Origin of the sequence: Spiroplasma endosymbiont of Sarcophaga variegata, from assembly GCF_965178695.1 — a bacterium.
GTDB lineage: Bacteria > Bacillota_I > Bacilli_A > Mycoplasmatales > Mycoplasmataceae > Spiroplasma > Spiroplasma poulsonii.
This window is the reverse complement of record NZ_CBCXVU010000002.1, coordinates 891,884-915,424: the sequence shown is the minus strand read 5'-3', so window position 1 is coordinate 915,424 and position 23,541 is coordinate 891,884. Positions and strand designations below refer to the sequence as shown.

At 28.2% G+C, this 23,541-nt stretch carries 30 protein-coding genes and 1 pseudogene; 12 read left to right on the top strand and 19 right to left on the bottom strand.

Annotated elements, in window-relative coordinates; all coding sequences use genetic code 4:
• Positions 1-36: 36 nt before the first annotated feature.
• The 18 genes and pseudogenes from secG to ACOBME_RS06455 form a co-directional block, all read right to left on the bottom strand.
• On the bottom strand, positions 37-333 hold the full coding sequence (gene secG / locus ACOBME_RS06540; protein ID WP_338965025.1) for a preprotein translocase subunit SecG: 297 nt from the start codon (positions 331-333) through the stop codon (positions 37-39).
• 84 nt (positions 334-417) lie between these two features.
• Entirely contained in the window at positions 418-1,269 is an 852-nt protein-coding gene (locus tag ACOBME_RS06535) for an HAD family hydrolase (protein WP_338965023.1), read from the bottom strand.
• 14 nt (positions 1,270-1,283) lie between these two features.
• The gene (locus tag ACOBME_RS06530) at positions 1,284-2,114 is read right to left on the bottom strand and encodes a Cof-type HAD-IIB family hydrolase (RefSeq protein WP_338965021.1); all 831 of its coding nucleotides are present in this window, start codon (positions 2,112-2,114) and stop codon (positions 1,284-1,286) included.
• A gap of 99 nt (positions 2,115-2,213) precedes the next feature.
• Complete coding sequence (locus ACOBME_RS06525; RefSeq protein ID WP_127092524.1) at positions 2,214-2,477, bottom strand: FoF1 ATP synthase subunit delta/epsilon; 264 nt, start codon at positions 2,475-2,477, stop codon at positions 2,214-2,216.
• Between the two features lies 1 nt (position 2,478).
• Positions 2,479-3,876 carry a F0F1 ATP synthase subunit beta gene (gene atpD, locus ACOBME_RS06520; protein ID WP_338965018.1) on the bottom strand — a complete coding sequence of 466 codons (1,398 nt, stop codon included), beginning with the start codon at positions 3,874-3,876 and terminating at the stop codon, positions 2,479-2,481.
• Between the two features lie 15 nt (positions 3,877-3,891).
• Positions 3,892-4,749 carry an ATP synthase F1 subunit gamma gene (gene atpG, locus ACOBME_RS06515; RefSeq protein ID WP_338965017.1) on the bottom strand — a complete coding sequence of 286 codons (858 nt, stop codon included), beginning with the start codon at positions 4,747-4,749 and terminating at the stop codon, positions 3,892-3,894.
• 15 nt (positions 4,750-4,764) lie between these two features.
• On the bottom strand, positions 4,765-6,336 hold the full coding sequence (atpA, locus tag ACOBME_RS06510; RefSeq protein WP_338965015.1) for a F0F1 ATP synthase subunit alpha: 1,572 nt from the start codon (positions 6,334-6,336) through the stop codon (positions 4,765-4,767).
• Between the two features lie 17 nt (positions 6,337-6,353).
• Positions 6,354-6,899: a F0F1 ATP synthase subunit delta gene (locus tag ACOBME_RS06505; RefSeq protein ID WP_338965013.1), complete on the bottom strand. Its 546-nt coding sequence runs from the start codon at positions 6,897-6,899 to the stop codon at positions 6,354-6,356.
• 6 nt (positions 6,900-6,905) lie between these two features.
• On the bottom strand, positions 6,906-7,421 hold the full coding sequence (gene atpF / locus ACOBME_RS06500; protein ID WP_419334723.1) for a F0F1 ATP synthase subunit B: 516 nt from the start codon (positions 7,419-7,421) through the stop codon (positions 6,906-6,908).
• A gap of 61 nt (positions 7,422-7,482) precedes the next feature.
• Positions 7,483-7,770, bottom strand: a complete 288-nt coding sequence (atpE, locus tag ACOBME_RS06495) for an ATP synthase F0 subunit C (protein WP_040094327.1) — start codon at positions 7,768-7,770, stop codon at positions 7,483-7,485.
• A gap of 51 nt (positions 7,771-7,821) precedes the next feature.
• Positions 7,822-8,643: a F0F1 ATP synthase subunit A gene (locus ACOBME_RS06490; protein WP_338966580.1), complete on the bottom strand. Its 822-nt coding sequence runs from the start codon at positions 8,641-8,643 to the stop codon at positions 7,822-7,824.
• Positions 8,633-9,013 carry an MG406 family protein gene (locus ACOBME_RS06485; protein WP_419335376.1) on the bottom strand — a complete coding sequence of 127 codons (381 nt, stop codon included), beginning with the start codon at positions 9,011-9,013 and terminating at the stop codon, positions 8,633-8,635. The genes ACOBME_RS06490 and ACOBME_RS06485 overlap by 11 nt, the downstream gene beginning before the upstream one ends.
• 49 nt (positions 9,014-9,062) lie before the next feature.
• Positions 9,063-9,686, bottom strand: a complete 624-nt coding sequence (upp, locus tag ACOBME_RS06480; protein WP_338965006.1) for a uracil phosphoribosyltransferase — start codon at positions 9,684-9,686, stop codon at positions 9,063-9,065.
• Between the two features lie 131 nt (positions 9,687-9,817).
• Positions 9,818-10,927: a MupG family TIM beta-alpha barrel fold protein gene (locus ACOBME_RS06475; protein ID WP_419334721.1), complete on the bottom strand. Its 1,110-nt coding sequence runs from the start codon at positions 10,925-10,927 to the stop codon at positions 9,818-9,820.
• A gap of 5 nt (positions 10,928-10,932) precedes the next feature.
• Positions 10,933-11,265 (bottom strand): PTS sugar transporter subunit IIA, encoded by a 333-nt coding sequence (locus tag ACOBME_RS06470; RefSeq protein WP_338965001.1) that lies wholly within the window; start codon positions 11,263-11,265, stop codon positions 10,933-10,935.
• Positions 11,266-11,284: 19 nt separating this feature from the next.
• Positions 11,285-12,238: pseudogene (locus tag ACOBME_RS06465) on the bottom strand (ROK family protein).
• 17 nt (positions 12,239-12,255) lie between these two features.
• Positions 12,256-12,540, bottom strand: a complete 285-nt coding sequence (locus tag ACOBME_RS06460) for a hypothetical protein (protein WP_338964998.1) — start codon at positions 12,538-12,540, stop codon at positions 12,256-12,258.
• A gap of 114 nt (positions 12,541-12,654) precedes the next feature.
• Positions 12,655-13,290 (bottom strand): Gfo/Idh/MocA family protein, encoded by a 636-nt coding sequence (locus ACOBME_RS06455; protein ID WP_338964995.1) that lies wholly within the window; start codon positions 13,288-13,290, stop codon positions 12,655-12,657.
• A 59-nt stretch (positions 13,291-13,349) separates the two neighbouring features.
• Here ACOBME_RS06455 and ACOBME_RS06450 point away from each other — a divergent pair, with 59 nt between their 5' ends.
• Genes ACOBME_RS06450 through ACOBME_RS06440 form a run of 3 tightly spaced genes read left to right on the top strand, consistent with a single transcriptional unit; the run spans position 13,350 to position 14,375 of the window.
• Positions 13,350-13,580, top strand: coding sequence for a hypothetical protein (locus ACOBME_RS06450; protein ID WP_338964994.1), 231 nt, complete (start codon positions 13,350-13,352; stop codon positions 13,578-13,580).
• A 17-nt stretch (positions 13,581-13,597) separates the two neighbouring features.
• A complete protein-coding gene (locus ACOBME_RS06445) occupies positions 13,598-14,047 on the top strand; it encodes a hypothetical protein (RefSeq protein WP_419334718.1) in 450 nt (149 codons plus the stop codon).
• Positions 14,031-14,375: a hypothetical protein gene (locus ACOBME_RS06440; RefSeq protein WP_338964990.1), complete on the top strand. Its 345-nt coding sequence runs from the start codon at positions 14,031-14,033 to the stop codon at positions 14,373-14,375. The genes ACOBME_RS06445 and ACOBME_RS06440 overlap by 17 nt, the downstream gene beginning before the upstream one ends.
• 118 nt (positions 14,376-14,493) lie before the next feature.
• On the opposite strand, the gene ACOBME_RS06435 is transcribed toward ACOBME_RS06440, so the two are convergent.
• Complete coding sequence (locus tag ACOBME_RS06435; protein ID WP_338963247.1) at positions 14,494-15,456, bottom strand: IS1/IS1595 family N-terminal zinc-binding domain-containing protein; 963 nt, start codon at positions 15,454-15,456, stop codon at positions 14,494-14,496.
• A gap of 109 nt (positions 15,457-15,565) precedes the next feature.
• Between ACOBME_RS06435 and ACOBME_RS06430 the strand changes: the two genes are divergently transcribed.
• The 9 genes from ACOBME_RS06430 (at position 15,566) to ACOBME_RS06390 (ending at position 23,531) form a co-directional block, all read left to right on the top strand.
• Complete coding sequence (locus ACOBME_RS06430) at positions 15,566-15,715, top strand: hypothetical protein (protein WP_338964988.1); 150 nt, start codon at positions 15,566-15,568, stop codon at positions 15,713-15,715.
• A 749-nt stretch (positions 15,716-16,464) separates the two neighbouring features.
• On the top strand, positions 16,465-17,775 hold the full coding sequence (locus ACOBME_RS06425; protein WP_338964986.1) for a DNA cytosine methyltransferase: 1,311 nt from the start codon (positions 16,465-16,467) through the stop codon (positions 17,773-17,775).
• Between the two features lie 412 nt (positions 17,776-18,187).
• Positions 18,188-18,340: a hypothetical protein gene (locus ACOBME_RS06420; RefSeq protein WP_338964984.1), complete on the top strand. Its 153-nt coding sequence runs from the start codon at positions 18,188-18,190 to the stop codon at positions 18,338-18,340.
• A gap of 30 nt (positions 18,341-18,370) precedes the next feature.
• Complete coding sequence (locus tag ACOBME_RS06415) at positions 18,371-18,994, top strand: Mbov_0396 family ICE element transmembrane protein (protein ID WP_419334715.1); 624 nt, start codon at positions 18,371-18,373, stop codon at positions 18,992-18,994.
• 12 nt (positions 18,995-19,006) lie between these two features.
• Complete coding sequence (locus tag ACOBME_RS06410; RefSeq protein WP_338964979.1) at positions 19,007-20,029, top strand: hypothetical protein; 1,023 nt, start codon at positions 19,007-19,009, stop codon at positions 20,027-20,029.
• An 88-nt stretch (positions 20,030-20,117) separates the two neighbouring features.
• Positions 20,118-21,080 (top strand): IS1/IS1595 family N-terminal zinc-binding domain-containing protein, encoded by a 963-nt coding sequence (locus ACOBME_RS06405; RefSeq protein WP_338963247.1) that lies wholly within the window; start codon positions 20,118-20,120, stop codon positions 21,078-21,080.
• A gap of 217 nt (positions 21,081-21,297) precedes the next feature.
• Positions 21,298-21,900 carry a hypothetical protein gene (locus ACOBME_RS06400; protein ID WP_338964976.1) on the top strand — a complete coding sequence of 201 codons (603 nt, stop codon included), beginning with the start codon at positions 21,298-21,300 and terminating at the stop codon, positions 21,898-21,900.
• A 58-nt stretch (positions 21,901-21,958) separates the two neighbouring features.
• A complete protein-coding gene (locus ACOBME_RS06395; protein ID WP_419334712.1) occupies positions 21,959-22,312 on the top strand; it encodes a S1 RNA-binding domain-containing protein in 354 nt (117 codons plus the stop codon).
• A 1,039-nt stretch (positions 22,313-23,351) separates the two neighbouring features.
• On the top strand, positions 23,352-23,531 hold the full coding sequence (locus ACOBME_RS06390; RefSeq protein WP_338964970.1) for a hypothetical protein: 180 nt from the start codon (positions 23,352-23,354) through the stop codon (positions 23,529-23,531).
• Positions 23,532-23,541: the final 10 nt, after the last annotated feature.

Here is a 23,541-nt window from a genome sequence, read left to right as displayed (position 1 = left end):
CTTTAAAATTAATGCCATTATTAGTAATCTACTTTTTTAAAGTAACACTTTGGTCAATAAACTTATCAACAATGTAACAATTAATAATGTTGATCCAAAGCTTAACATAAAAATTGATAATGTACAGTCTAATCCTCTTTCTTTACTATTAGCAAATAATTCATCATTACCACCGTTCAAAGCGCTTAAACCAGTTTGGGCTTTTTTGTTTTGCAGCAACCCAATGATAATCATAATAATTGAAACAATTAATGCCACAATTTCAAAAACATAGATAACCGTATTAGCTGTTTGTGAATCAATTGCTAAAAGCATCATACTTGATAGGCTCATTAAAACCGTCCTCTCTAACTTAATTTATGTCCTTATTAATCATACTATAATATCAAGAAAATTATAGCATTTTAACGGTAATTTTTAATTATTTTGTTCAAGTTTATTTAAATAATGATAAATTCCACCGGCATTATTACTGCCCGCAACATCAAAAGCTAGTTTTAATACTTCCGTTGGGGCATGTTCCATTGCAATAGCGTATGGCAAAACTTCAAAAGCAGAACGGTCATTATAATTATCACCAAAGTATAAAACATTTTCAATTTTAATATTTGTCTTTTGGGTCTGGTTTAAAATATCAACTAAATGCAAAATTGCTTCACCTTTGTTTGATTGAACATGAACAATATCACAACCATAATCTGATAATTGCTCAACATTAATATTTTGCATTTGCTTCAACACCTGAAACATTTCGTGAAAAACTGTTCGCGACAGATGTTTTGCAACAATTTTATTTGCGCGTTTAATTTCATCAAACTGAAATGGTTTTGCTATTTTCATTCCATCTAAAAAAGCGCCTGGCTCGGACTTCGCTTTTAAAAGGACTTCACCAGCACAATAAAAAGTATTATCATTTTCATATGAAATAGTAAACTCACACTGGTATTCTAATAAAATTGTAACAACAGCACGAACATCATCAACAGTCAATAAATTACTATAAGCAATTTTGTTATTTTTCGCATTGTAAACTAATGACCCATTTGCTCCAATGACATATTGTGAATAATCCTTAATTTTTAATGCTGTTGTATAATTATCAAATCCCAACGGCATTCGTCCTGAAGCAATTGAAACATAAACCCCTTGTTCTTGCAAAACAATTAATTTATTTTGAACAATAACGGGTAACTCTTGGTGATCGGTAATTAATGTTCCATCAACATCAGTTACAATTAACTTAATTTCGTGATCATTAATTTTTAACATTTGGACCTCATTTTCTATTTTAAAATAGTTTGATAAAGGTAATCTGCAATTCCTGCCGCATTATTATCTTTACTCGTAACAGCTGTTGCAACTTCTTTTAATTGTTGTGTCGCATTAGCTAACGCGATGCCATATTTTGCATTTTTAATCATTTCATAATCATTCATTTGGTCACCAAAACACATAATTTCATCTCAGTCAATGTGAATATTTGCATTATCTTTCAACGCCGCCGTTAATCGCAAGATTCCTTGCCATTTATTAACATTCTTTGGAATAATTTCAATAAAACGATAGCCAGTAACCTCCGTACGTAACGTGGCACTAACAGCAACTTGTTGACGTAATCAATTTTGTTTTTCTTCATCATGACAAGAAATAACAACTTTGCGCATTTGCGGAATGTTATTTCAATCAAATAGTTCTGGTTTTATATCACTGTTACGAAATAAAAAAGTATCTTCTGTGATAACATTTTTCCGTGAAACAAAAGCCTTTTGTTCATCAAGAGGAGCTAAATAAAAATCATAACCAAATTTTTTGACAATTGCCATTGCTCATAACGTATCTTCATATGAAATTATTTCATCATAAACATACTCATTAGTTTTTAAATTTAAAACAGCACCACCATTACTACCAACAACATACTGACAATTATCAATAATCCCCAACGTCATAGCATAATCATAGAGACTACTTGGTACTCGTCCTGATGCAATTGTTACTAAAATCCCGGCGGCTTGGGCCTTTTTTAATGCTTCAATATTAGCTAATGGAATCACTTTTTCTTTATCTGTCACTAATGTCCCATCAATATCACAAACAATCATTTTTACTGCCATAGGAATTCCCACTTTCTACTACCTATTACTTATTATCTTATCGTGTTTTTACTATAATTAACATAAAAAATCTCAAAAAGAGATTTTATTTTTTCTTATTTAATTAATAACTTCAACTTCATCAGTTAGAATTTTAACAAATTCTTGTTCAACTTGTAAAATTCCTCCCCCAATGTTTAACTTGTGCTCTTGATTATTAATTTTATATGACATTTCTGATGGAGTAAGCGTTGAAACAAGCGGAATATGACCATACAAAATTCCCATATAACCAGTAATTGTTCTTACTGTCACAATATCAACTGGATTATCAACAATTACCCCTTGTGGAGTAATAATTTTTAAAGCAATTTGATTAGCCATTTTAATTATGTTTTAAAGCAGTTGCTGCTTTAATAACCTCATCAATTGTTCCAACATATAAAAACGGTTGCTCTGGTAAATCATCATATTTTCCCGCTAAAATTTCTTTAAAAGCACGAATTGTTTCAACAACAGGAACATACTTTCCTTGTTTTCCTGAAAATTTCTCAGCAACAAAGAACGGTTGTGATAAAAAGTTTCGAATTTTTCTTGCACGGGCAACAGCTAACTTATCTTCATCTGATAACTCATCCATTCCTAAAATGGCAATAATTGATTGTAACTCTTTAAATTTTTGTAGAATCTCTTGGACACCCTGTGCAACTTCGTAATGTTCTTCACCAACTATTAATGGATCTAACAATCGTGATGAACTTCCTAGTGGATCAACCGCCGGATAAATTCCTAATGCCGCAATTTCACGATCTAAAACAACTTTAGCATCTAAGTGAGCAAACGTTGTTGCTGGTGCGGGATCAGTTAAATCATCCGCTGGAACATAAACGGCTTGAACGGAAGTAATACTTCCTTTTTTAGTGGAAGTAATTCGTTCTTGCAATGCTCCCATTTCTGTTGCTAATGTTGGTTGATAACCAACTGCTGAAGGCATACGACCTAATAAGGCTGAAACTTCAGAACCAGCTTGCGTAAAACGGAAAATATTATCAATAAATAATAAAACATCTTGGTTTTTATCATCACGGAAATATTCGGCAATTGTTAATCCCGTTAAAGCAACCCGCATACGAGCACCTGGTGTTTCATTCATTTGTCCAAACACTAATGCTGTTTTGTCAATAACACCAGCCTCAATCATTTCATAATACAAATCATTACCTTCACGAGTTCGTTCACCAACACCAGCAAAGACAGAGATTCCTCCGTGTGCTTTTGCAACGTTATTAATTAATTCTTGTACTAAAACAGTTTTTCCAACTCCGGCTCCTCCAAACAATCCAATTTTTCCTCCCTTTGCAAAAGGTACTAATAAATCAACAACTTTAATTCCTGTTTCTAAAATCTCAGCAGTTGTTTGTTGTTCTTCATAGGATGGTGCCTCACGGTGAATTGGTTGCATTAATTTTGTTTTTGGTTGCGGTTTTTCATCAATTGCTTCCCCAAGCACATTAAACATTCTTCCCAGCACTTCTTCACCAACAGGAACTGTAATTGGGGCTTTGGTATCAATAACTTCCATTCCCCGGACCATTCCTTCGGTTGGTCCTAACGCAATTGTCCGAACAGTATCATCACCAATGTGTTGAACAACTTCTAAAACTAATTTAGTTCCATTATTATCAACCATAATCGCATTGTACAATTCAGGTAAATATTCTTCGGCAAACCGTACATCAACAACAGGTCCTAATACCTGTACTACTTTTCCATTTTTCTCCATTTTTCTAATCACCTCTTAATTTTCTTGTGCGCCTGCTCCAGCAACAATTTCCGTAATTTCTTGAGTAATTGCTGCTTGACGCTTACGATTATATAATAATGATAACTTTTCTAACATTGCGTTAGCATTATCGGTTGCATTTTCCATTGCTACTCTTCGTGATGCTTGTTCAGAAACTTGTGACTCAACAATTGTTGAAAATAAAATTGTATTTAAATACATTGGTACTGCATTTTCCAAAATTATTGCTGGGTCTGGTTCAAATTCAGTAATAACATGTGGGTGTTTAGTTTCTTCTTTACTACTTGCTTTAACAATTGGCAACAATTGTAAGATGGTTGGTTCAAAAGTAACATTATTAATAAATTTTGTATAAGCAATTTTAATTTCATCATAAGTGTTACTATTAAAACCAGATAGAATTTCTTGAGCAAATTCACGAGCATCATCATATGAAAAATTAATATCAATGTCTTTTTTCGCATGCATAATTTTAAAACCTTTATGAAGATAAAATGATTCTGCTTTTGACCCAATTGCAATAATACAATCATTTGGACGCAATTCTTTTAAAACTAATTTATTAATATTAATATTATAACCACCACATAAACCAAGATTTGAATTAACAATAATTCAACAAGTTTTAATACTAGCATTAGTTGGGCCTTTTTTCTGATAAATTGAATCATCAGCTTTACTAATGATATCGTTAAAAACGGTATAAACTTCAGCAAAATATGGTTTTGCATTAGAAATTCGTTTTCCAACTTTTTTTAATTTTGCGGTAGCGACTAACTTCATTGCCTGTGTTATTTTTGAAGTTGAATTAATTGAAGTAATTTGTTTTTTTAAACCTGTTCCGACTGCCATTCTTAATAACCTTTTTTATCGTCCTAGTTTATTTCATTCTTCAATTCGCCCAAATCGTTCTGGATTATAATCTGCAATTTTGTTAGTAACTTTTTTCACAACACTAATAATTTCATGATCAATATTTGTCATTAAAGTTTCGCTATAAGCTTTTTCTTGCGCTAATTCATCATAATATTTTTTTGCTTTTATATCAAAATGTTCAATAATTTCTTCCTTAAACTCCTGAATTTTATCAACTGGAACTCAACGAATTCTTTTTTTATTAACTGCTAATAAAATAATTGCTTGGTCAATTTGTGAAAGCGGGGCATATTGTTTTTGTTTTAAAATTTCAATTACCCGTTTTCCGTGCTCTAATACTTCTTTCGTTGTATCATCTAAATCCGAACCAAATTGAGCAAAAGCTTGCAGTTCACGATATTGTGCTAATTCTAATTTTAAAGAACCCGCTACTTGTTTCATTGCTTTAATTTGCGCCGCTGATCCTACCCGTGACACTGATAACCCAGCATCAACAGCAGGACGAATTCCAGCATTAAACTGATCATTATTTAAAAATATTTGACCATCGGTAATTGAAATAACATTTGTTGGAATATAAGCAGAAATATCACCAGCTTGTGTTTCAACAATTGGCAAGGCGGTAATACTTCCACCCCCATATTCTTTTGTTACTCGCGCTGCTCGTTCTAATAAACGACTATGCAAATAGAAAACATCCCCCGGATACGCTTCACGACCTGGTGGGCGGTGTAATAACAAAGCCATTGTTCGATAAGCAACAGCATGTTTGGAAAGATCATCATAAATAATAATAACATTATCGCCTGATTCCATTCATTCTTCTCCAATTGTCACACCAGTATAAGGCGCTAAATATTGCAATGGTGCTAATTCACTTGCTGTTGCTGAAACAACAGTCGTATATTCCATCGCCCCTGCTGCACGCAGTTTTTCAACAATTTGAGCAACAGTTGATGCTTTTTGTCCGATTGCAACATAAATACATTTTACATGTTTTCCTTTTTGATTTAAGATTGTATCAATTCCAATTGCTGTTTTTCCGGTTTGACGATCACCAATAATTAATTCCCGTTGCCCTTTTCCAATTGGAATCATCGCGTCAATTGTCATAATTCCTGTTTCCATCGGTTGGTCAACTGATTTTCTAGTCATAACTCCTGGCGCAATTCTTTCAACTGGTCTTGTTTTTGTTGCTTTCAATGGTCCTTTTCCATCAATTGGTTGACCTAAAGCATTAACAACACGACCCAATAGAGCATCGCCAACAGGTGTTTCAACAATTTTTCCTGAACGACGAACTTGGTCACCTTCACGGACAGTTGTATCATCTCCCATTAATACAGCACCAACAGCACCTTCTTCTAAATTTAGCACCATCCCATAAATTTCGTTTGGAAAAATTAATAACTCACTCATCATCGCATTATCAAGTCCATCAATTAAAGCAATTCCATCGCCAACGGTAACAACAGTTCCTTCTTCATGAATTTCAATTTTCTTTCCATATTCTTTAATCTGTTTTTTAATTATTTCAGAAATTTCATTTATATTTAAAGCCACTTTTTCCACCCCATCTTCTATTTATTATGTATTGCTTTTTGGCGCATTGTTTCTAATTGGCCCGCAATCGAACCATCAATAATTTCATGTTTAATTTTAACGCGAACACCACCAAGTAATGATGGGTCAATTTTATTAACTAATTCAATATGATATCCAAATTTTTTACTTAATTTATTCTCAATTATTTCAATTTGTTTTTTTGTTAACGGTTGTATTGAAAAAATATTACCATATTGAACATCATAACTAATATTAATAATTTTTCGCAAACGCTTAAAAATTCTTCGAACATAACAAAAGGCTTCTCGGTCAATTAATAAAAAAAGCGCATTTAGAATTAACGGATCAACCGCCTTCTGAAATGGTTTCGCTAATATTTTTTTGCGTTCTTCTTTAGTAATATAAGCATTCATCATTAATTTAACATATTCTGGATCTTGTTTAAATAATTCAACAATCATATTACTTACTTCTAAATAATGATCAAGTTTTTTTGTTTCAAGCGCTAAATCCATTAAAGCAGCAGCGTAATTATCAATAAATTTTTCACTAACTAACATAATGTTCTAGTCTAAATCCTTAATAAAATCTTCTACTAATTTTTCATTTTTTTCTTTTGTTATTTCGTTTTCTAATAATTGTTCAGCTGCATTAAACGCAATATTAATAATTGATTTTCGAATATCATCTTTATATTGTTCTTTTTCTTTTTGTATTTCTTTATGTGCTTGTTCATTTAAACGAACTACTTCCGCTTTTGCTGTTTCTAACACTTGATGTCGTTTTGTTTCTGCTTCAGTCCGCGCATCAGCAAGAATCCCATTAGCTTCTACTTTTGCTGTTGTCAGCAATTTTGATGCTTCTTTCTGATCAATTGTTGCTTTTGCTTGTTTATCAGCAGCATCTTGAATTAATTCACGAATTTTATTACGACGAGCACGCATTGCTTTACGAAATGGATTATATACTCATTTTGATAATAAAATTAGTAAAATAATTGTTGCAATAACATGAGCAATAAAAATTCATAAATTTGGAAATAGTTGATTAATAATTTCTGCTGGCTCAATTGGTTTTGACATTAATCATAACATAAGACATCCAAACCTTTCTGTTTTAAAATTCTTTTAATATTATTAATTATTAACCAGTAACAAATGCTAAAATAATAGCAATAACTAATGCATAAATTGAACCTGATTCAGTAATAGCAGCAGCAATAATATATTGGGTACGAACTTTCCCCTCAACTTCTGGATTACGAGCAATCGCTTCAACTGCTTTCCCCCCAGTGTATCCTTGTCCAATTCCTGAACCACAACATCCAATCGCAGCTAATCCTGCTCCTAATAAAGACATTCCTTTGGTAAACCCATCATTAATTCCTGCCATTAATCATACGCCAATCATATTTGACATTAAATCTAACATATTGTAATTCTCCTCTTCTTTAAAAATATATAATTTTATTTTAATACTTTTTTACCTATTTAAGTGGACATTTTGAACATTTTTTATTTTTTTATGTTTTTTTAATTTAATTGTTTTTTCTTTATCGGTTTTTTCATCAGTATGCATTTCCATCGCCCAATACGCAATTGTTAAGATAGAAAAAATATACGCTTGGATTAGACTATCAAAAACATCAAAATAAATACTTAAAAATGGTAAAAATACTCCCGCTAATAAATCAACTGGCCCAATATAAGGAATTTGTCCTCAAATAAAGCTCATTAAAGCGGTAAATAAAGCAATAATAACTGTTCCCCCTAAAATGTTTCCAAATAGACGAAATGAAATTGAAATTAACGGCACAAATTGCGTTAATAATTCTAATGGGTTAACAATAAATTTTTTAAAATACATTAGTTTTTGATATTTAATCCCAAAATAATATATTCCAATAAAAGTAACTAACCCCATTGATAGTGGCACTGTATAAGCTGTTGCCAGTGAATCAAATCCAACAACACTCATTAAATTACCAATACCAACATACAATAATAAGTACATAACATAAACTGTTAAAAATTTATATTTTGGTCCCATTAAGTCCACAACTTGCTTTTCAACTCATTTAATTGCAATTTCAGCAAAAAGTACTAAGTCTGTTGGAACATCAGTTGGACCAATTTTTTTTAACCTTTTATAATAACCAATTGATAAAAGCATAATAATAAAAGTAGTTAATACTATCGTTACTAGTTGCGGTAATAAAATTGTATAACTTCATACGTCCATTCCAGTTTTATTTGGATCAGGAATTAAATCCATTGCAAAAAGTTGACAAAAATTAACTTTCATCACCATTTATCCCTTCCTTTCTGTGCTTATGACTTGAAAATTTAATATTAACAAATAATGACGATAAAGGACAAAGACTAATACCCACAATTACCGTATATATACTAAAAAAACTAGTATTCTTAGCATAAATAACTATTGGTATAGAATAAATAACTAAGCGAACTAGGTACAATAAGATAAAAAAGTACTTATTTAAACTTATACTTAACAATCATCCCGAAAAGCAAATGATTAAGAAACCTATAAGAGAAAACAAATACCCTAAGACTAATCCCGAGTATAAAGTTCAGTCCTGTTTTAAAGTCAAATATATAATCGTCAATATCGCAAATATTCCTAAAAACATAATTAAATTTATTATTGACATTTTATATTCTACACCTTTAAAATGTTTTTTTCAATGTAATTTATTCTTTTTATTTAGTTCCAAAAATACGGTCTCCTGCATCACCTAGACCTGGAATAATATAACCATATCCATCTAATCGTTCATCTAAAGCAGCAACATAAATATCAATATCAGGATGATGTTTTTCAATATATGCTTTACCTTCTGGTGCAGCAACTAAACATACTAGTTTAATATTAGTTGCTCCTCATTCTTTTACCTTTTGAATCGCAAGATTAGCACTACCTCCTGTTGCTAACATTGGATCTAAAACTAAAACATTTGCCTTGATAATATTTTCTGGTTTTTTAGCAAAATACTCATGAGGTTCTAGTGTTTTTTCATCACGATATAATCCAATGTGACCAATTTTAGCATTTGGAACTAAATTAATAATTCCATCAACCATTCCTAAACCGGCTCTTAAAATTGGAAACAAAACAATATCATTCGCAATTTTATATCCTTTTGTTTTTGCTACTGGTGTATCAATTTTAAATTCCTTTAATTCAATCTCACGAAATATTTCGTAAGCCATTAATTGGGCAATTTCATCTAGATTTTCCTTAAACACCTTTGAGTTACTTTCTTTCTTACGCATCCTTGTTAATTTATCTAAAATTAGGGGGTGTTTTATTACCGTAAATGACATTAATTATTTTTCCTCCTTAATTTATTAGATTTTAACATAAATAAAGAAAAGATACCAAGGTTTAATAAACAATTACCCATAAAAATTAAAATGCTTAAACAAAAAAACTTAACAAACTGTTAAGTTTTTTGCTAAATTAAATTAAAACTAAACTCACGATTTGATATTAAACAATCAACAATCTTTTGCTCGTTTTCATCCAATTGTCCAACTCAATTACGAATGCCATCATTGGCCATTCGTTTCGTAACAATTTGTAATTCGCCACGATAGTTTTGAGCTTCATTATTTAAAATAACAACATCACCTTTCTCAAAATATTTTCCTTCAAAGTGACGAGGTGGAATATCATCGTCATGATATTTTAAGCGAGAAAAAGTACTACGAATCATATATTCTGCCAAATCTGGACGGACAAAATGGACCCTTTTATCACTCAAAATTGTTTTTTCTGCTGCGGTAATTTCAACAGATGGTCTTAAATTTAACGTTATTTGAGATAAGTTAATATTATTTAACGTCATCAATTCATCATCATTTAAAAATTGTGTTGAAACAATAATATCATCAACACCTAGAGCAACAAAATGACGAACTTGAAAATCTAGTGCCAAATCACGGTGCATTTCAATACTTGGTAGTTTATCATTGTGTTGTCAAGGACCTTGCGCATCGACACGTTGTAAAGCAACAAAGGCCTGTGATAAAATCCCCGTTGCTTTCAAAGCATTCATTTTTTCAACAAAATATGATAATGAACTAGCAGTATAACGTTGTGGATAAAAATTTCAGCATGCTACTAAATTACTTTTCTTTGCTTGTAAGGAAAGTAAATATGGGGTTTCCTGCGCTGGATTTGAACTATTTAAAATAATTTTAATATTCTCATGATTATGCGTTAACTTTGCAATTCCTTCAGCACTAACTCCTGCGTCAAAACGAACTCCTTTTAATCCTAATTCTGCGATAAAAAAATGCATAATTTCTTCACGATTATTCTTATCTAATTTAAATTCATCATAAACAGTATCATCGACTTCACCATAAACTTCCATTCCTAACTTGTTAGCTATCTTCGTTAAAGTTAAAAACCGTTGCAATAATTCTTTGTCATCTTTTTTAGCATTAATTAAAGTAGTGAAAATAACGTTGATCTGTCCTTTTGCACACTTTATCAAATATCCTTCTAAATCATAGTTTGCTTTAATCAAATGTGGATATAAACTAATACCAAGACGCATGATAATTAATCTAAAACCTTTTTTGCTTGTAATTTATCATATAAATCAATAAATTCTTTTGCAAGTTCAATAACCATTTGTGCTGTCATCATTTGATCTTCAGCATGAATAAATAACACCGGAACTTGGTGTTTAACACCTTGGGCTTCTTGTTGAATAATACTCATATGTTGTTTTTCTGCTTCAATAATATTTTGTTCTGCTTCTGTAATTAAATTATTCGCATTTTCAATCTTTCCCTCTTTTGCTGTTTTAATTGCAATTAAAGCATTTGACTTTGCCATTCCAGCAAAAGTAATAATTCCAAATGATACTTCTTCAAAATTTACTTGTTCCATAATAATTTTCTCCTTTTCTTTATTTTACCTCGTTTATCTTCGAAAGGGCATAATATCCCGTCCCATACATTCCTGCTTTATCTTGTAAATTAGAAATTTCAATTTTAAAAGTTTTTAACATAAAATCACCAATTCGTGTTTTTACTAAATTTTCAAGAATTTGTTTTAATTTTACCCCCAAATTAGTAACTACTCCTGCCAAAATAATTACTTCGGGGTTTAAAGTATATAACATTGTAACAATGTGGTCGGCCAGTGGAATTAATCCTTATGTAATCGTTGCAATTGTAATTTCATCATTCTTATCAAATAATGGTTTAATGTCAACTAATTTTAAATCACATTGCAAGTTCTTTTTTAAAGTAGCTAATAAACTTTCTTGTTTTTCATCAGCCACTTGGTTGATTAATCTTGTTAAGCCCGTTGCCGACGAAACTGGTTCAATACAATGTTGTAAACCACAAGTACAAGGAAAACGGTTTTGAAAATAACCTCTATGGCCAAATTCTCCCGCATATCCATTTGCCCCAGTTCATAAGCGACCATCTAAAACAATACCACCACCAATGCCAGTTCCGAGAGTATATAATAATAATGATTCTTTTTTATCATAAATGCGATCTCAATATTCAGCTAATACAGCAGCATTAGCATCATTAATAATATGCACTGGTCTTTGAAAAAGATTTTCTGCTTCTTTTTTAATATTAAAATAATGTCAATTTAAATTACCCGCTAAAACAACAATTCCCCCTTTTTCATCTAAAAAACCAGAAATAGCAAAACCAATTTGACTTATTGTCGATCAATCAATGTGATATTTAATTAGTTGTTCATCAATTTCTGTTTTTAAATTTTCTAAAATTGCTTCTTTTTTTGTTGCCACTTTAAATTCACAAAGAATTGTTTTTTTTGTTGAAAAAACAGCACATTTTGAACTAGTTCCCCCTAAATCAATTGCCAAAACATTCATAGTATTTTATTTCCTTTCTATAACTCAATAATTTGTTTATCATTAGTATTATTAGTTAATTCTAGAATTTTAATAATTTCTAGTGAAATAGCTTTTGTAACAATGTTTGATTCTATTTTTTGATTTTTTCATAGTTCATAAATGTGGTCAATTTCAAAACATAATCCTTCACCAGCTGTTTTTAGTTGTTCATTAACATTTTTAAGTAAATTTCCTTGTAAATCATACACTTGATAAGTATATGCCATATGACAAGAATCTTTATGATAATCAACATGATATTTTTGTAAATTACCCCCCAATTTAATATACCCAGCTGTTCCTAAAATTTGAGCAGATAAATCACTGGATAAATTATCACTTGCTAAAATTGTTGAAATACCATTATTTTTATGACGAATATTTAAAACAGAAGTTTAAATCGCCCTATGGGTTGCATAAGCATTATTTAAATGTGTTACTAGCTGCGCTGGTCCTAGTAAATCAAGGCCAATAAATAAAGCATACATCCCTCCCGCGAGATGCAATCCAACAAATTTTGGATCATTTCAAATTGGTTGTGGTTTCTTGCCACTTGTTGAAACCTTAGAATGACTAGCACTTAAATATTCAATTGTTCCAATTAAACCAGCTTCAATATCTTTGCGCATTAGTTGATAAACCGGTGAAAAGCCAGTTTTAATACCATCAAATAGCAAAACATTATTAGTAGTTGCTAAATCATATAATTCTTTTGCGGTTTGATATGATAATGTTAATGGTTTTTCACAAAAAACATTAATTTTATTAATCAATAATTGCTTTGCAATTTCATAATGGGTGGCATCACTTGTTCCAATATAAGCCAAATCAAAGTTTGCTGCATCTTGAAGAAAATCATCTAAAGATTGATAAACTTTTTGAATTTGATATTCAGATTGATATTGGAACGCTTTTTCATGTGTTAAGTTATAAATCCCAAATAAGGTTATCTTATCGTAATATTTAGTATTTTTTAAATCATCTAAAAATCATTTTACAATTCGTCCTGCTCCAATAAAAACTATTTTCATTTAAGCCTCCTTATTGATATCAAAAATCTCATGTTGATTATCATAAAGATTCTTGTCATATGGCATATACTTATCAAGTGTATGATTTACAAGGAAATTTACTTAAAAATGTTAATGAACAACTAAAAACAGCTGGTGAAGGATTATGTTTTGAAATTGACCACATTTATGAACTATGAAAAAATCAAAAAATAGAATCAAACATTGTTACAAAAGCTATTTCACTAGAAATTATTAAAATTCTAGAATTAACTAATAATACTAATGATAAACAAATTATTGAGTTATAGAAAGGAAATAAAATACTATGAATGTTTTGGCAATTGATTTAGGGGGAAATAGTTCAAAATGTGCTGTTTTTTCAACAAAAAAAACAATTCTTTGTGAATTTAAAGTGGCAACAAAAAAAGAAGCAATTTTAGAAAATTTAAAAACAGAAATTGATGAAAATAAAAATTATGTAGTAAATAATATCTTAAATAACAAAAGTGGCAATATTGTGGGAAAAAATTTAATTTTATCTTTTGAAAAATTAAAGCAAGAAAACAAAAAGAAGTTTAATTTGCAAAACAAAAATGATAATAATAATGATTTACTAAATAAATATAACAATAATTATGATAACAAAACAACACAACAAAAATTTTCCATAGAAGAAGAAAAACAACTACTAGAAGATTTAGAAAATATTGATAACCCCAATTATTGAGATAATGGTTTTTATTTAGGATACAACAAATATGAAAAAATTGTTTAGTTTATTATCAATATTTTCGTTATCGTGTACGAACACAGTGAGTTTAATAGGCTGTGGTAATATTACAAATAACAAACCACATTTACCACCAACAAAACCAAAAGAACCAATAATCAAAGACATTTTTTACTATGAAAAATTAAAACAAGAGATTACAGCAGAAACTAAAGAATATGATGAAGTAATTAAAGAAATTGAAAATAGTAAAAAGGATTATGAAGGTGAAGAAGATTATCAAACAGAATTAAAACAAACACAAACAGAAAAATTTATCAAAATGTCGGAACTAAATAATTGTGAATATCAAATTTTACTATGTAAAAAATAAAATGAGTTTACAGACGAACTTTAATTTTGTCGAAAACTCTTGATGAAATAAAAAAAATCATCAATATGACAATTTGAAAACTAATTTTGTGTAAGATTATGATTTTGCTTTAAATTTTTTAAACGTTAAAATATAATACCGTTGATTGTTGGTTTGGTGTTAAACCTTTGTGTTGGTATTTTCATTTTCAGAGCTTTAAATAATTTTGAATATTAGTGAAACCCAAACCATGATAATGAATTAAGGCTTCTTTAAGACTGGATTGTAATTTACTAATCTTATTTAACTTTTGATAACTAGTATCAGGGTTTGTACTAGTTTTGGTGGAATATAGAGTAGAATTTGTTTGTTTTGCTACTAATAAATATAGTGGTTGCATATCAGAAATAATTATTGATTTTTCTTTAATTAGTTGCTTATTCATATTTTCAATAATCCATTGTTTTTGTAATCTTTTGGTATTGGTGGATTGAACAAAAATATTATTATTGCTATCAACTGCCATTTGAATACAGCATTTGGTATCAGTTGAAAATGGATCGAGATGAGTTTTTCGTTTATCAAATTTATCTTTAAAATTGCCTTTATGAATTTCTTTAATAAATGTTTCATCCATTTGGATTTGACCATTTAATTTTTTAAATTTTAACTGTGTATTTTCTAATTGTTTTGATTGCATTAATTTTTGTCGATTATATCAAGCGGTTTTTGGGGTTGTTTTAATAAAACGAGAAATTATTTTACTAGATTGTCCTAACAATGAAATTTGAATTAATAAATTTCACTGTTCATAATTTAAATGACTTCAATAAGTAAAATGATGACGAAATGCATCAAAACTAGCACGACATTTTTTACATAAATATTTTTGTTTTCCTTCGGAATTATGACCATTTTTAACACAATGAAAAGATTTGCAATTAGGACATATAATGCCTTTATCTCTAAATTTTTGATCAATTTCATTTAAACGTTTTTGTTTTTTAATTAAGTCTGCTTGTTGTTTTATTTTTTCATAAAATTCTAAAAATTGATCATCTGTTAAGCTATTTATTAATTCTGTAATTATTTTTTTCATCATTTATTTACCTCCATATATTAAAAATATACCTAATTTTAGGTATATTTTATAAATATCAAGAGTTTTCGACAAAATTAAAGCAGACGAACAAAAACAACAAGCAATTAAGTTGTTAGAAAAACAAATAAAAAATTTAAATAGTGCTTTAAATTTACTAAGTGAAATTAAAAATAGTGATTTTGACCAGAAAGATTTAGAAAAAATTAAAACAAAAATTAAAAATATAAAAATTATTTTGGATGAAGTTAAAAGAAATTAAGAAGGGAAAGATTTAATGTGAAAAAATTTTTTAAATAAATTACCTATCAATTATAATTTTTATTTTAACAACTATATTTTTAATTTTATGTAGAGAGTGGTCATCAAAAGAAAATTTATTTTTTCCAATATATATTTATTTTTGTGTTATTAATTTTACTTTTGGTAGTTTGTTTGTACTATCAACTTTCCATGAAGTCTTGGAATTTATAGATAATAAAAAACAACAAAAAAATTAAAAAAGAAAGGAATGATTTAATGTGAAAAAATTTTTAAAAGAAATTAATTTATTAAAATTATTTATTAGTTGCTTATCAATTATAATGTGTGTTTTAATGACTACATTTTTAATTTTATGTAGAGAATGAATAAATGATAGTGGGGGTCTTTTTGTTTATGTTGTAGTTTGTATTTTTAATATTGTTATTGGTGGCGGAGTTATATTATGTATTTGTTTTGAAATTTTACAATTAATTAAAAATAAAAAACAAAACAAAAACAATATAAATAATGAAAACATATAACAGATTAAATTAAAAATAACATAAATAATTAAAATAACACAAAACAAGATAATTAATATCTTGTTTTTAGAAAGAGGTGCGGCAATGATTAATTGTCCGTTTTGTAAATATATTCATAATACTTATAATGAAAACAATATCCATATATTATTTTTTTGTTCTTATAGATATCCCAATCCATGAATCATTTTAGATAAAAGAAAAATTGGAAGAACGATGATTTATTATGCTTAAAGTAATTGAATTATTTGCTGGGATTGGAAGTCAAAGAAGAGCATTAGAAAAGATTGAAATTAACCATAAAGTAGTTGCTTTTTGTGATAATGATAAATACGCTGAAAAATCATACCGAGCAATTTTTAATGATTATGAAACCCCTAATTTAGGTGATATTACTAAACTAGAAACTTTACCGTATGCTGATTTAATAACTTGATCATTTCCATGCCAAGACATATCAAATGCCAATAATAATGGCCAAGGATTAAATGGCAAACGAAGTGGTTTAGCTTACAAAGTTGTTGATTTAATAAAAACAATGACAATAAAACCCCAATATCTTTTAATGGAAAATGTACCAAATTTATTAAGTAAAAAGTTTTTTGTTGGATTTCAAAATCTACAAAATCAACTTAATAAATTAGGATATAATAACCAATATTTTACAATGAGTGCCAAAGATTATGGAATTCCCCAAAATAGAAAACGATTGTTTATGATTTCAACATTAAAACAAGATTTTAAATTTCAATATCCCCAACCTTGTAATTTGAAATTTTTAGTAAAAGATATTTTAGAAAATAATGTGAATGAAAAATATTTTATTCGGCAAGAATCAATGAAAAAAGCAATTGAAAACAATAAACTTAAAATCATTGAAAAATGTGCTTATACAATTACAACAAAACAAATGCGATGAGGAAACGCAGGAATTATTGCAATTCCCAATTATATAAAAAAATTAAATGATGGAAAATTAATTATTAATCTGAGAAATTATAATCAAGTTAATATTTTTAATGACATAACAAAAAATAATCTTATTCCAACCATTACAACAGCACAAGGAAGACCACCACAAATTGCATTGCCAATTAAGGATTATGGTAATTTTATTGTTTTACCACGAGCAAAAGATGGTTTACTAGTTAACGGTTCATATAATCAGTTTTGAAAAACAGGAAATAATTATATGGGAACAATCGCAGCAAGTAATATCAATAAAATCATCGTTGATAACCATAAATTACAAGAACAAGATAGTAGTAAAATACTATATTTTTTAATTGATGAAAAAGAATATTTTTTACGAGTATTAACTCCACGAGAATGTTGATTATTAATGGGATTTAGTAATAAAGATTTTGATAAAGCAAGCAAAGTTGTTTCAGAAACCCAACTTTATAAACAAGCCGGCAACAGTATTGTTGTTAATGTGTTAGAAAAAATATTTATATCAATGTTTCAAATAGAAAGGAAAGATAAAAGATGCAAAATAAAAGAAAAGTTTGGTGAAAATGACTTTTATATCCTTTAACAATTATTATTGGAATTTTGTTGCTAGTAATTTCCCCCATTTTATTTTTAATTACCCTCGGAATTGATTGTGATTTTATGCTCGGTGATTTATTGTTGCATTTATTTTGTCTTCCTTTTGAAAGGAAAAATAAAAATGACTAAGAAAAACAATATTAAAAATTATTTTAATAATCATCAACAACACTATCAAAAAAATAAAAATCTTTTTTATTGACAAATAAACAAATTTAACAAAAACAAATTTTTAAAATAACAAAGGAGGAGGAAAATATGAAATCAAACAACACGGCAAATTTTAGAGAAATAATTGTGATGTTATTACTTTATGAAGTAATGTTGTATTTGGTGTTTTTTTAGTAATTGTAGTTATATTTGCGATTTGAAAACTAATTTTTATTTTAGTTTCAATTATGCGAAGTGCAGATAGTCCGGAAGAAAGAGCAAATTATTTAAGTGCTTTAAAATTCCCAATTGGAGCAATTATATCTATATTGGTACTTACTGCCATTATGAATGTTGTTTTACAAGTTATCAAAACATATAACCCTAGTATTGGAACATAGTTGATAAAAAATGAAAGGAGGTGAAAAATTATGATAGTTAATGCACTATATAAACTAATATGATCGATTTTTGTACAAGGGCCATTGCAGTTAATTGCATCATTTAACACTGTTCTAAATTATTTAACAGGTGGTGTGGTTGGTGATTTAATGTTTGGATCAAAACAAGAATTTAGTTTTCAAAATATCCCAATGGCATTTTGATATTTTGTCATAACGGCTCTTTGTTTATTTTCTTTAATATTTACAATTACCATGATTAAAATTTTGTTTCAAGATGCCAGCGAAACAAAAACAAAATTTATTGTTGCCTTACAAAATGGTAGTAAGGCATTTATTTTTATATTTTTAATTCCAATCTTTTTCTTTTTGGCAAATTTTGCAATTGCTAACATTGCCAAAATGATTACATCTGGATTTGGGGGCGAAAACGGAAATATTGCCAATTATCTATACAATATCGGAAACAAACATTGAGATGGTAGTGGTGATAATATACCAAGCAATTATTCCTATCCTGACAATATTGGTGATTTTAATATGATTGCCGAAGTTTTTGGAGTATGATTTATGCTATTTGCAATGTTTATGATTGGAATTGCTTTGGTACAAAAAATAATCGAATTGTTTTTCTTATTTATTATTTCGCCATAAGTAATGGTTATTATGACAATTGACAACGGGAAAGGAGCATTTATTTGAAAAGATATGGTAATTGCAAAATTTCTAGCATCAACCGCCACTTTAACAGGATATTTTATTTTTATGACAACAATTCAAACAATTTTAAGCACTAATTTAGCGGGATTGGGAATCGAAGGATATGGTAAATCATTGTTTGTAATTCTGATGATGTATGGTGGTGGTTTAGCGGTAATGGCATTTTCGGATGTTGTTGCCAACCTAATTGGTGAAGCAGCCGGTGTTCGTGAAGGGATGAGTTCAATGAAATCAACTGTTGCTGGTGGAATGATGGCAATGGGGGCTGGGAAAATAGCAGGAAAAGCATTCGGATTTGCTAAAAGTAAAAGAGCCAAACGAGCAATGGCAATGGGTGGCACTAGTATGGGCGAAAAAACCATGAACGCAATGGGTTCAATGGCTGGTGGCGGTGATGGTGATTGAGGTGATAATGAAACAGCAAGCGGTCAATCTCGCCAAGAAAAACCCCTTGACTTTCGTCATTTCTGACATGCTACCGAGGGAATGAGCTCAAGAGCCGGGATTGTTGGTTTGGCAGGATTTGGATTTGGAGTCACAACCCTAGCAACAAGCAAACTAGTGGGAGCAGCTCGCGGAGGTGGAACAAAAGGATTTTTCCGCCAAATTGGAACTGGGATTGCAACACCATTCAAGGCAATTGGAAAAAGATTTAATCCACAACTAGCTAGCAAAGGAACGGAAACTAACATATCAAAAACAATAGATTTAGATAAATGAAATAGAAAATCTTTAAACAAAAAACCAGGGAAAGTCGAAAACAAATTTACTAGCAAAAACAGTTTTTCATATCTTAAACCAACAATCAAAAAAGAAATGAAGCATAATCAAAAAGTTTCATTACAAAATTTAAATGAGAAACAAACAAAGATTAATGAAAAACTTAAAGATCATTTAACAAAATCAGACGCTAGACAGAAAAAATGAGATGAAAAAGCTGCCAAAAAAGCAGAAAAGAAAAAGCAATAATCAAAAAACTTTAATTTTGTCGAAAACTCTTGATATTTATAAAATATACCTAAAATTAGGTATATTTTTAATATATGGAGGTAAATAAATGATGAAAAAAATAATTACAGAATTAATAAATAGCTTAACAGATGATCAATTTTTAGAATTTTATGAAAAAATAAAACAACAAGCAGACTTAATTAAAAAACAAAAACGTTTAAATGAAATTGATCAAAAATTTAGAGATAAAGGCATTATATGTCCTAATTGCAAATCTTTTCATTGTGTTAAAAATGGTCATAATTCCGAAGGAAAACAAAAATATTTATGTAAAAAATGTCGTGCTAGTTTTGATGCATTTCGTCATCATTTTACTTATTGAAGTCATTTAAATTATGAACAGTGAAATTTATTAATTCAAATTTCATTGTTAGGACAATCTAGTAAAATAATTTCTCGTTTTATTAAAACAACCCCAAAAACCGCTTGATATAATCGACAAAAATTAATGCAATCAAAACAATTAGAAAATACACAGTTAAAATTTAAAAAATTAAATGGTCAAATCCAAATGGATGAAACATTTATTAAAGAAATTCATAAAGGCAATTTTAAAGATAAATTTGATAAACGAAAAACTCATCTCGATCCATTTTCAACTGATACCAAATGCTGTATTCAAATGGCAGTTGATAGCAATAATAATATTTTTGTTCAATCCACCAATACCAAAAGATTACAAAAACAATGGATTATTGAAAATATGAATAAGCAACTAATTAAAGAAAAATCAATAATTATTTCTGATATGCAACCACTATATTTATTAGTAGCAAAACAAACAAATTCTACTCTATATTCCACCAAAACTAGTACAAACCCTGATACTAGTTATCAAAAGTTAAATAAGATTAGTAAATTACAATCCAGTCTTAAAGAAGCCTTAATTCATTATCATGGTTTGGGTTTCACTAATATTCAAAATTATTTAAAGCTCTGAAAATGAAAATACCAACACAAAGGTTTAACACCAAACCAACAATCAACGGTATTATATTTTAACGTTTAAAAAATTTAAAGCAAAATCATAATCTTACACAAAATTAGTTTTCAAATTGTCATATTGATGATTTTTTTTATTTCATCAAGAGTTTTCGACAAAATTAAAGTCAAAAAACACCTGACAAAAATAAGAAATGTGGTATAATGTAAATAAAAAGGAGTGATAAATCATAGGATTATGACGATTATTAGGTGGCGAAGTCAACTGAGAACGCGTTTCAAGAATGCAAGACAGAGGTCTTGCAACTGAAATTCACGCTGCAATTATTGATGCACTCGGGGGGGCGAATATTCCTTTAAGCATTGATAGATTAAATAGTGATAAACAAAATAATGTTATGTGAGTACTAGAAAAATTTGGTCATCAAGTTCCTGATTTAAATAGATATCCATTTTTATCAAAATCATATCTTGATCCTCAACAAACTTTAAAACAAAAACATAGTTTAGAAAATCAGAAAGATTGAGATCAAGCGTGAGAATGATATGATTACTATAAAAGTGGAATAATTCCATTTCTCGAATATCGCATTCAAATCCGCGAAAAAGAATTAGAAGAAATGGAAGAAGATTTAATAAAGTTCAATTCCAACCCAAAACCTACACGAGTTACTCGTAGATTAATTAAATCTTATGAAGAAAACATACCATTAAGAAAAACAGAAATTGCTAAATTAAAAAGAGGGTTGGAATCTATGAAAGCAAAAGAAATGCAAAAGAAGCAAGAAATAAAACCTGAGTTAATCCTTGAAAATGAAAATTTACGCTTAAAAAAAGAAATTTTAGAAATGGAACTAAAACTAAAAGAAACAAATAGAGAAAGATAAAATGTATCAAATATTAACTTATCAAAATTTAATTTAGAAAAGGAGATATATTTTATTTATGTATGAAAAAGGAAATAAAATTAATGTTAAAATAACAAATATTACTCCGTATGGTGCTTTTTGTCGGGCAGAAAAAGCTGATGGCTTAATCCATATCAGTGAAATTTCAGATTACTTTGTTAGAGATATTAAAGATTTTTTTGATGTTGGTGATGAAATTGAAGTTGAGGTACTTGATTTTGATTCAGTTAGGAAACATCTTAAATTAAGTTATAAAAAGTGTCACCCTGAGTTATTAAAAACTTATGATAATGAAATTCAAGAAATAAAAGCAGCTTTTAAAAGTTTAAATAAAAAACAAAATAAAACAGACAATATTGAAAATATTAGTAAAACAAATGAAAACGAATAAATTAGCAAAAGTAATTAAGTGTAAAGTAAAGGGAGAAAAATATGTTAGAAATTTGTTGTCCTGGTAGAATTAAACAACAAGAGAATAAGAAAAAATATAAAAAGTAAAGGAGTTAAATTAATAAATGAATTATTTTGAAAATAAAAAAACAATTCCTAGATTTATTAAAAATAAAATTACTTTTATTAAAGTAATTTCGTTTTTTCAAATATTATTTTCTTTATTTTTATTCTTGTTTTTATCTTTCATATTATTTTTATATTATAACATTGATTATAAAAACAAAATTTTTAAATTAAATACAAATATTAATTTTATTTTTAATAAGATTGTTAAATCCCTTGAAATAGAATTAATTCCCTATCCATTTTTATTAATTTTTTTATTAATAATCTTTTTTCTTGTATTTATATATGGTTGTTTTAATTTAACAATGATAAAAAAACAAGCAAAAAAATATAAATTATGATTAAAAAATGATGAAAATACTATTCCAGAATTTATATATAATGTATATAAAAAAAGTATTGTATATAAAATTATTGCTAATTGATTTTGCAGTTTTTCTTATATAGTTGGTGTAATTACATTGTCTATATTGATATTATTACAATATCAGTATATTAATAATGAAAATATTTTTTATTTAGGTTTTTGAAAAATAGGAACAATAAAAAATTTACAAACAGAAATAATAATAACTAGTTCATTAATATTATTATTTTTTATTTTGCATTGTTTTTGTTTTATTCATTTTAAAAAAACTAAAACACAAATAATAGGTTATTGAGGAACAGATATCTTATCATTAGAAGAAAAAAAATATTTAAAAAGAAAAACAAATTGAATTTGTTTTATTATAATTGCTATATTATTAACAATTACATTATTTTCTATTTATATTATTATTAAAAAATTAAAAATAAAAAATAATAAAAAAATATTATCTTAGTGAAAATTAAATATATCTTAAAAATAAACAGCAGTTTTAATTTAATTGCTGTTTTTTATTTTATCAAAATAGAAAGGAAATAATAAAATGAAAAATAAAGATAACATCTTTAATTTTGATGCAAATACTAATTCATATTTTGAAAATGGAAATATTAAATATTATGAAATATTAAGAAAAAGTAAAAATAAATATAACTTTAATTTTATAGTTGGAAAAACCGGAAAAGGACAAGCATTTAATCCAAAAATCAATAGCAAAAAATAAAGTTGCTATT